The 8,588-nt window shown below is 67.1% G+C and carries 8 protein-coding genes; 3 read left to right on the top strand and 5 right to left on the bottom strand.

Features of this window, described 5'->3' with window-relative positions; all coding sequences use genetic code 11:
- Window positions 1–124 precede the first annotated feature (124 nt).
- Both MFF30_RS07265 and MFF30_RS07260 read left to right on the top strand, forming a co-directional pair.
- A complete protein-coding gene (locus MFF30_RS07265; RefSeq protein WP_238278259.1) occupies window positions 125–739 on the top strand; it encodes an alpha/beta hydrolase in 615 nt (204 codons plus the stop codon).
- Window positions 740–1,243: 504 nt separating this feature from the next.
- Entirely contained in the window at window positions 1,244–1,504 is a 261-nt protein-coding gene (locus MFF30_RS07260; RefSeq protein ID WP_238278257.1) for a GCG_CRPN prefix-to-repeats domain-containing protein, read from the top strand.
- A gap of 18 nt (window positions 1,505–1,522) precedes the next feature.
- Here the strand turns inward: MFF30_RS07260 and MFF30_RS07255 are convergent, their stop codons facing one another.
- The 5 genes from MFF30_RS07255 to cyoA form a co-directional block, all read right to left on the bottom strand.
- Window positions 1,523–2,278, bottom strand: a complete 756-nt coding sequence (locus MFF30_RS07255) for an SURF1 family protein (RefSeq protein ID WP_238278256.1) — start codon at window positions 2,276–2,278, stop codon at window positions 1,523–1,525.
- Entirely contained in the window at window positions 2,278–2,676 is a 399-nt protein-coding gene (gene cyoD / locus MFF30_RS07250) for a cytochrome o ubiquinol oxidase subunit IV (protein WP_238278254.1), read from the bottom strand. The genes MFF30_RS07255 and cyoD overlap by 1 nt, the downstream gene beginning before the upstream one ends.
- Entirely contained in the window at window positions 2,673–3,305 is a 633-nt protein-coding gene (gene cyoC / locus MFF30_RS07245) for a cytochrome o ubiquinol oxidase subunit III (RefSeq protein ID WP_238278261.1), read from the bottom strand. The genes cyoD and cyoC overlap by 4 nt, the downstream gene beginning before the upstream one ends.
- Before the next feature lie 28 nt (window positions 3,306–3,333).
- A complete protein-coding gene (cyoB, locus tag MFF30_RS07240) occupies window positions 3,334–5,337 on the bottom strand; it encodes a cytochrome o ubiquinol oxidase subunit I (protein ID WP_238278252.1) in 2,004 nt (667 codons plus the stop codon).
- Between the two features lie 65 nt (window positions 5,338–5,402).
- Window positions 5,403–6,605: a ubiquinol oxidase subunit II gene (gene cyoA / locus MFF30_RS07235; RefSeq protein WP_238278251.1), complete on the bottom strand. Its 1,203-nt coding sequence runs from the start codon at window positions 6,603–6,605 to the stop codon at window positions 5,403–5,405.
- Between the two features lie 360 nt (window positions 6,606–6,965).
- On the opposite strand from cyoA, the gene MFF30_RS07230 reads away from it, so the two are divergent.
- On the top strand, window positions 6,966–8,300 hold the full coding sequence (locus tag MFF30_RS07230) for an MFS transporter (protein ID WP_238278250.1): 1,335 nt from the start codon (window positions 6,966–6,968) through the stop codon (window positions 8,298–8,300).
- Window positions 8,301–8,588: the final 288 nt, after the last annotated feature.

The raw sequence follows: 8,588 nt of genomic DNA, 5'->3' as shown, positions 1-8,588 counted from the left end.
ATCGAGGCGCGCCTGCCCCGGGTCGCCTGAGCCTGACGCCGTCCGAAAAATCAGGGGCCCACGCCGAACGGCATGGGCCCCGCTCTCGCCCTCACGAGACCACCCTACCCTTCACGAGACCGCCATGACCAACAGCGCCCTCGGCTTCACCCATCGCTTCGTGCCCGGAACCGCGGCCGGCACGCCGCCCCTGCTGCTGCTCCACGGTACCGGCGGCGACGAGACCGACCTCCTCTCCCTCGGGCGGAGTCTGGTGCCCGGCGCCGCTCTGCTCGCCCCGCGCGGGCCCGTGCTGGAGAACGGCATGCCGCGCTTCTTTCGCCGCCTCGCCGAGGGCGTGTTCGACGAGGCCGATGTCCGGCGGCGCGCGGCCGACCTCGCCGACTTCGTCGCGCGGGCACGGGCGGCCTACGGCCTCGCCGCACCCGTGGCGGTCGGCTTCTCGAACGGCGCCAACATCGCCGCGGCGCTGCTGCTGCTGCACCCGGACGTCCTGGCCGGCGCCGTGCTGCTGCGGCCGATGCTGCCCCTGACCGCGTCCGCGCCCGTCGATCTCGCGGGTCGGCCGGTGCTCATGCTGTCGGGGGCCGCCGATCCGATCGTGCCGGCCGCCAATGCCGCCGCCCTGGCGCAGCGTCTGCGTGACGGCGGCGCCCGGGTCAGCCATGAGACCCTGCCCACGGGCCATGGCCTGTCGCAGGCGGACGTGGCGCGGGCGAGCGCCTGGCTCGCCGCGTAAAGCTCTTCGCCCGGGATCCTTTCAGGGCCTCGGGCGAGGCTTCGGGACTAAGTGACGTTTTGTGATGTCACCCGTTTTTACATCGCCGTTACGGCGTTCGTTCCCATGGTCGGTCCAGGATCGACGGCACCATCATCGCCATCGTCGAGGACGATCCCGGCATCCGCGCCTTCCTGGCCGGCTTCCTGGAGGGCTCGGGCCTCGACCGGCTCTAGACCTCGCCTTCCTCGGCGCCCGCAAAGAGTCCGCGCCCCTGCGCCGCTTCACGGAAGCCGTCTCGCGGCTCGGCGGCGCGCGGCTCGTCGTGAGACGCAGTCGGCGCTCGCCTGAAGGCAGGACCGGCCGCCTGAGCATCCCGTTACAGAACGTTACATCGCGCACTGCCCGCGTCACATCCGGGAAGTATGCCCGGACGAACCTGTGCCCGTCCCGTCGTGGCCGGAGTGCCGCGGCGCGGGGCCGGCGGCCCATCGGGCCGCCGCTGACAGGAAAAGGAACGTGTTCATGCTGAAGCTTCTCGTCCCGGGCCTCGTCCTCGCCGGTCTCGCGGCTCCGGCCTCCGCGCTGCCGATGATCGATGCCCTCGCCCATGGTCCGGAGGATGCGCGGATCATCCAGGTCTATGGCGGCTGCGGTCCCTACGCCCATCGCGGCGTGTACGGCTATTGCCGCCCGGGCGGGCAGGCGGGCGGCTACATCCGCGGCCGCTCCTGTCCCGCCGGCTACCACATCGGTCCCTACGGCCGTCGCTGCTGGCCGAACTGAACCGCGTTCCCCGCGCGACTACGGTGTCGCGCGCCGCTTCGCCCGGCGCGCGTCCGACAACGTGTAGACGAGCGCGCCCGCGACCATCAGGGCGAGGACGTACCAGGTGATCGCGTAGACGAGGTGGTTGTCGGGAAAGGCCACGATGGTCAGGCCGCCCACCGGCCAGCCGCCGGGATTGGGCGTCGCGTCCGCATCGATGAAGTAGGGAGCGGCGCGGGTGAGGCCGCGCGCCTCGGCGATGGCGGCGACGTCGCGCGAGTACCAGCGCCCGCCGGCCGGATCGTTCTTGCGCAGGAAGCCGCCGCCGGGTTCGCTCAAGCGCAAGAGGCCCGTGACCGTGGTCGGCCCCGTGCCGCCGGGCTCCGGGCGACTCGCCGGATCGCGCCGGTCCGCCGGCACGAAGCCGCGATTGATCAGCAGGATGGTGCCGTCAGCGCGTTCCAGGGGCGTCATCACCCAGAAGCCGCCGCCGAGGTCGGTCACGGCCTGGACCAGGGTCTCGCGATCGTGGCGCAGGCGTCCGGTGGCCCGGACCCGCCGGTAGGCATCGGCCTCCGGGGTCAGGCCGGTCCATTCGGCCGGCCCCGGCGCCTCGGCCGGATCGGCGTGGATGCGGCCCTCCACCTGCGCGATCAGCGCGTGCTTCCAGGCCCGGCGCTGCACCTGCCACGTTCCGAGGGCGGTGAGGCCGGCCACCAGGGCCAGCCCGAGAATGCCCAGGATGACGAGTCCGGCGCCCGAGGGGCGCCGGGTCGTTCCGCCCCCGCGCATCAGCGCGTGTGCATGTGCATCGGCATCATGTTGGTGTTGAGGTGGTACATGACCCAGAGCGAGCCCGTCAGGGTGATGATCACCAGGGTCAGGGTGAAGATCAGGGCCAGGATGGTCCAGCCACCCTCCGACTTCGTGTTCATGTGCAGGAAGTAGATCATGTGGACCACGATCTGCACCACCGCGAAGCCCATGATCACGAGGCCGGTCAGGCGGTCGTTGCCCAGGACGTCGCCCATCACCAGGGCGAACGGGATCGCCGTCAGGATCACCGACAGGACGAAGCCCGTCATGTAGCCCTTGAAGGAGCCGTGGGACTCGCCGTGGTCGCCATGCGCCGCGTCGTGCGCGTGCGCATCGTGTCCGGAGGCGTGGCCTGCGTTCGACGCGGCGCTCATTGCAGGACTCCCATCAGGTACACGAAGGTGAAGACGCCGATCCAGATCACGTCGAGGAAGTGCCAGAACATGCTCAGGCAGAGCAGCCGGCGCTTGTTCTCGGGCACCAGCCCGCGCCGGTGCACCTGCACCATCAGGGTCACCAGCCAGACGATGCCGAGGGTGACGTGCAGGCCGTGGGTGCCCACCAGGGTGAAGAAGGCGGACAGGAAGGCGCTGCGCTGAGGCGTCGCCCCCTCGTGGATGAGGTGCTGAAACTCGTAGAGTTCCAGGCCCACGAAGGCGATGCCGAACAGGCCCGTGACGGCGAGCCAGAGCTGGCAGCGGGCGAGGTAGCCTCGCTCCATCTCCAGCATCGCGAAGCCGTAGGTAATGGAGGAGAAGAGCAGCATCGAGGTGTTCAACGCCACCAGCGGCAGGTCGAACAGGTCCTTGGGCGACGGCCCGGCCGCGTAGTTGCGCCCCACCACCGCATAGGTGGCGAACAGGGCCGCGAAGATGAGGCAGTCGCTCATCAGGTAGAGCCAGAAACCGAGCATCGTGCTCCCTTCCGGGTGATGCTCGCCCTTGGCGTCGTAGAAGGCCGAGGAATCGACCGGGTTCGCCCCGGTCGGTCCGACGGCGTTCATGGCGGCGATCGAGTGGGATGCCATGGTCTCAGACGCGCTCCGCCATCAGGGCTGTCCGCTGGCCTTCTGTCCGGATGACCTCGTCGGCCGGGATGTAGAAGTCGCGGTTGTAATTGAAGGTGTGCCCGATGGAGACCACCGCGATCACGAGGAAGCTGAAGGCGGCGAGCCACCAGATGTACCAGATCATCGCGAACGAGAAGATGATGCTCAGGATCCCGAGGATCAGGCCCGTGGCGGTGTTCTTCGGCATGTGGATCGCCTTGAACCCGTGCAGCGGACGGCTGTAGCCGCGCTTCTTCATGTCCCACCACGCATCGTGGTCATGGATCACGGGCGTGAAGGCGAAGTTGTAGTCCGGCGGGGGTGACGACGTCGCCCATTCCAGCGTCCGGCCGCCCCAGGGGTCGCCGGTGGTGTCGCGCAGCTGGTCGCGCCGGATGAAGCTGACCACCAGGGTCATCGCGAAGGAGGCGATGCCGCAGAGGATCAGCAGGGCGCCGAAGGCCGCGATCACGAACCAGATCTGGAGCGACGGGTCATCGAAATGCTGGACGCGGCGGGTCACGCCCATCAGGCCGAGCACGTAGAGCGGCGCGAAGGCGAACCAGAAACCCGTGAGCCAGAACCAGAACGACACCTTGCCCCAGAAATCGTCCAGTTTGAAGCCGAAGGCCTTCGGAAACCAGTAGGTGATGCCGGCCAGCATGCCGAACAGCACGCCGCCGATGATGACGTTGTGGAAGTGGGCGATCAGGAACAGCGAGTTGTGCAGCACGAAGTCGGCCGGGGGAACGGCGAGCAGCACCCCGGTCATGCCGCCGATGGTGAAGGTCACCATGAAGCCGACCGTCCAGAGCATCGGCACCTCGAAGCGGATGCGGCCCTTGTACATGGTGAACAGCCAGTTGAAGATCTTGGCGCCCGTCGGGATCGAGATGATCATCGTGGTGATGCCGAAGAACGAGTTCACGGATGCGCCCGAGCCCATCGTGAAGAAGTGGTGCAGCCACACGAGGTACGACAGGATCGTGATCACGACGGTGGCGTAGACCATCGAGGCGTAGCCGAAGAGGCGCTTGCTGGAGAAGGTCGAGACGATCTCCGAGAACACGCCGAAGGCCGGAAGGATCAGGATGTAGACCTCCGGGTGACCCCAGATCCAGATGAGGTTCACGTACATCATCGGGTTGCCGCCGAGGTCGTTCGAGAAGAAGTGCGTGCCGACGTAGCGGTCGAGCGACAGCAGGGCGAGAACGGCCGTGAGGATCGGGAAGGCGGCGACGATAAGGATGTTGGTGCAGAGCGCGGTCCAGGTGAAGACCGGCATCTTCATCATGGACATGCCGGGCGCCCGCATCTTCACGATGGTGGCGATGAGGTTGATGCCCGAGAGCAGGGTCCCGATGCCGGCGATCTGCAGGGCCCAGATGTAGTAGTCAACGCCGACGCCCGGGCTCATGGCGGGCCCCGAAAGCGGCGGATAGGCGAGCCAGCCGGTGCGGGCGAACTCGCCGACGAACAGCGAGGCCATCACGGTGACCGCGCCGGACACCGTCATCCAGAAGCTGAAGTTGTTCAGGAACGGGAAAGCGACGTCGCGGGCGCCGATCTGCAGCGGCACCACGAAGTTCATCAGGCCCGTGACCAGCGGCATCGCCACGAAGAAGATCATGATCACGCCGTGCGCCGTGAAGATCTGATCGTAGTGGTGCGGCGGCAGGTAGCCCTCGACGTCGCCGAAGGCCATGGCCTGCTGGGCGCGCATCATCAGCGCGTCGGCAAAGCCGCGCAGCAGCATGACCAGCGCCAGGACGATGTACATGATGCCGATCTTCTTGTGATCGACGGAGGTGAACCAGTCGCGCCAAAGGGTGCCCCAGAGGCGGAAATAGGTGAGCGCGCCGAGCACCGCGATGCCGCCGAGGCCGACCATCGCGAAGGTGACGAGGAGGATCGGCTCATGAAGCGGCACGGCATCGAGCGTCAGGCGCCCGAATAGGAGCTTCTGGAGATCCGGATTGGAGAACATGGGACCTGCTCGTGAGAGGGGTTTGCTCGTGAGAGGAGTTTGTGGCGCGGGCGTGAGCGTCCGCGTTACCGGTTCAGCTGGCCGGGCGCGACGGAGTCGGAGCCCTTCGACTCCGTGCCGTCATTCGCCTTGGCCCCGTGGCCCTGGTGGCCGGAATGGTCGTGTCCGGAATGCTCCGGGGCCGAGCCCGGCTTCACTGCGGGGGCGTTGGATTTCGGCTTCATGCCCTCGGGCTGCTCGGGGCTGCGCGATTCGCGGCCCGAGCCGCCCACCGTCGCGGCCGGCGCCTCGACGCCTTCCTCGGCGTAGCGGTTGTCGTACTCGAGGCGCTGGCGGTTGCCGTGGCTCTCCTTGCCGCCACCGCCCATGGCGTCGATGTGCATCATCTCGTTCATGCACATCTTGCCGGGGATGGCGCACATGTTGAGCACGGCGCCGTAAAGGCCGTTCTCCACCGAGGAGAAGTACCGCACCGGCTCGCGCTCGCTCGGCTTCTCGAGTTCGATATACGATTGCCGGCTGAGGGGCTTACCCTCGGCCTTCACCTTGGCGACCCAACTGTCGAAACCAGCCTGGTCGAGGCCGTGGAACTTGAAGTTCATCCGCGAGAAGCCAGAGCCGCTGTAGTTGGCCGAGATGCCCTCGTAGACACCGGCCTTGTTGATCACGGCGTGCAGCTTCGTCTCCATGCCGGCCATGGCGTAGATCTGCCCGGCCAGCGCGGGGATGAAGAACGAGTTCATGACGGTGGCGGAGGTGATCTTGAACGAGATCGGCACGTCGACGGGTGCGGCGAGTTCGTTGACCGTGGCGATGCCCTGATCTGGGTAGAAGAACAGCCATTTCCAATCGAGTGCGACGACCTCGACCGTCAGCGGCTTCACGCCCGCGGCCAAGGGACGCTCGGCGTCGAGGCGGCTCAGGGGGCGGTAGGGATCGAGGGTGTGCGTGCTGATCCAGGTGAGCGCGCCGAGCGCGATGACGATCACCAGCGGGGCGGACCAGATCAGCACTTCCAGCTGCGTGGAGTGGTGCCAGTCCGGATCGTACTCGGCGTCCTTGTTCGAGACGCGGTAGCGCCACGCAAACAGGAGCGTGAAGGCGATGACCGGGATGATGATGAGGAGCATCAAGCCGGTGGAGGCGAGGATCAGGTCGCGCTGCCGGGCGGCGATGTCACCCGAGGGTTGCATCAGGACCATGTTGCAGCCCGAGAGCAGGCCGAACAGCGGAAGGAGCACGAGGTTACGAAGGAATTTGACGGGCATGGACTCGTCTGGCGCGATCTCGGTGGGGTCGTCACCCCTCCCGGTCCCATCGGTCCCGGGAGGGGTGACGCCGCGTCTCACTGCGCTGCATCGCATCAAAATGACAAGCGAAATGCGTCGCGTCTGAACAGCGCTGTGAGCATAGCGTGCCTGGATTGCATTTCGGGAGGGGTCTCATTTCTCTATAGGCTAGGGCCGTTGCATTCTGTTAGGTGGTTCATCGGGGAACGGGTCGCGCTGCGCTTTGCCGCAGACGAAGCGCAGCGCCAAAACCGGTTCTGACGATCTAATGGGGGCATCGCGCGGAGGTTGCCGCGCCTGATTCGGTCCCGAACGCATGCAGCGAGCACGGTTCCTTCGATGAGCGCAGAATACGCAGTGCCTTCCTCGTCGTCGCTGGAACGCGACGCCCACGAGGCTTCCAGCGACCACCGCGTCGCTCCGGGCGAGATCGCAATCGGTGTGGTGATCGGCCGGGCCGCCGAGTACTTCGACTTCTTCGTCTACGGCATCGCCTCGGTGCTGATCTTTCCGGGCGTGTTCTTCCCGTTCGCCGATCCCCTGACCGGAACGCTCTACGCCTTCGCGATCTTCGCGCTGGCCTTCGTCGCCAGGCCGATCGGCTCCGTCCTGTTCATGGAGATCGACCGGCGGCACGGGCGCGGCGTCAAGCTGACGATCGCCCTGTTCCTGCTCGGCGGTTCGACCATGGCGATCAGCTTTCTGCCGAACTACAACCACCTGGGCGCCGTCGCGATCTGGCTTCTCGCGGCCTTCCGCATCGGCCAGGGGATCGCGCTCGGCGGGGCCTGGGACGGCCTCGCCTCGCTCCTGGCGCTCAACGCACCCGAGAAGCAGCGCGGCTGGTACGCGATGATCCCGCAGCTCGGCGCCCCCGTCGGCTTCATCCTCGCCAGTGCCCTGTTCGCGTTTTTCCTCGCCAACCTGTCCACCGAGGACTTCCTCGATTGGGGCTGGCGCTACCCGTTCTTCGTGGCGTTCGCCATCAACGTGGTCGCCCTGTTCGCCCGCCTGCGCCTCGTGGCCACCGAGGAGTTCTCCCGCATGCTGGAGATGCAGGAACTCGAGCCGACCCCGGTCCTCGAAGTGCTGCGCTCGCATGGCCGCTTCGTGCTGATCGGCGCGGTGGTGCCCCTGGCGAGCTTCGCCCTGTTCCACCTGGTGACCGTCTTCCCGATCAGCTGGATCCACCTGTTCACGAAGCGCAACGCGGGCGAGTTCCTGCTCGTGCAATGCGCCGGTGCCTTCCTGGCGGCCGGCACCATCGTGATCTCCGGCCTGATGGCCGACCGGATCGGCCGGCGCACCCAGGTCGGCGTCTCGGCCGCCTTGATCCTCATGTTCGCCGTGGCCAGCATCATCGCGCCGATCGTGTTCGGCGACAGCGAGCTCGGGCAGACGATCTATGTCCTCGGCGGGTTCGCCCTCCTGGGCCTCTCCTACGGACAAACCTCCGGCTCCGTGACCGCGAATCTCGGTTCGCGCTACCGCTACACCGGTGCGGCGCTGACCTCGGATCTGGCCTGGCTCATCGGCGCCGGTTTCGCGCCGCTGGTGGCGCTCAGCGTGTCGAGCCGGTTCGGCCTTTCCTGGGTCGGCGTCTACCTTCTCTCCGGCGCCGTCGCGACCCTGTGCGCCCTGGGCTTCAACCGTCGCGAGACGGCACGCCTGTAACGGGCCCTGTGAGCCGGCGAGCGACGCTCCCGGCCTGAGCGCGATCCCGTCGGCCTGCGTGGCCGGCGGCATTCGGCCGAACGCCGGACCGACAGCGGCCACGAAAAACCCGCCTCGGCCGAAGCCGGGCGGGTGAAGGTGTGCGTCACTGTTCCTGGGAAGGAACGTACGCACTCTCTCACGTGGTATGCCAGCATTGAAAGCCCCGACACCGCTCCCGAGCGACAGGTCGGCCGGATCGAAACAAAAACCCGCCCGGCTTCGGCCGTGGCGGGTTTTTGTTTCGAT

It is taken from the genome of Methylobacterium goesingense (assembly GCF_022179225.1).
GTDB classification, from domain to species: domain Bacteria; phylum Pseudomonadota; class Alphaproteobacteria; order Rhizobiales; family Beijerinckiaceae; genus Methylobacterium; species Methylobacterium goesingense.
The sequence above is the reverse complement of the archived record's forward strand: the minus strand, read 5'-3'. Positions and strand labels throughout refer to the sequence as shown.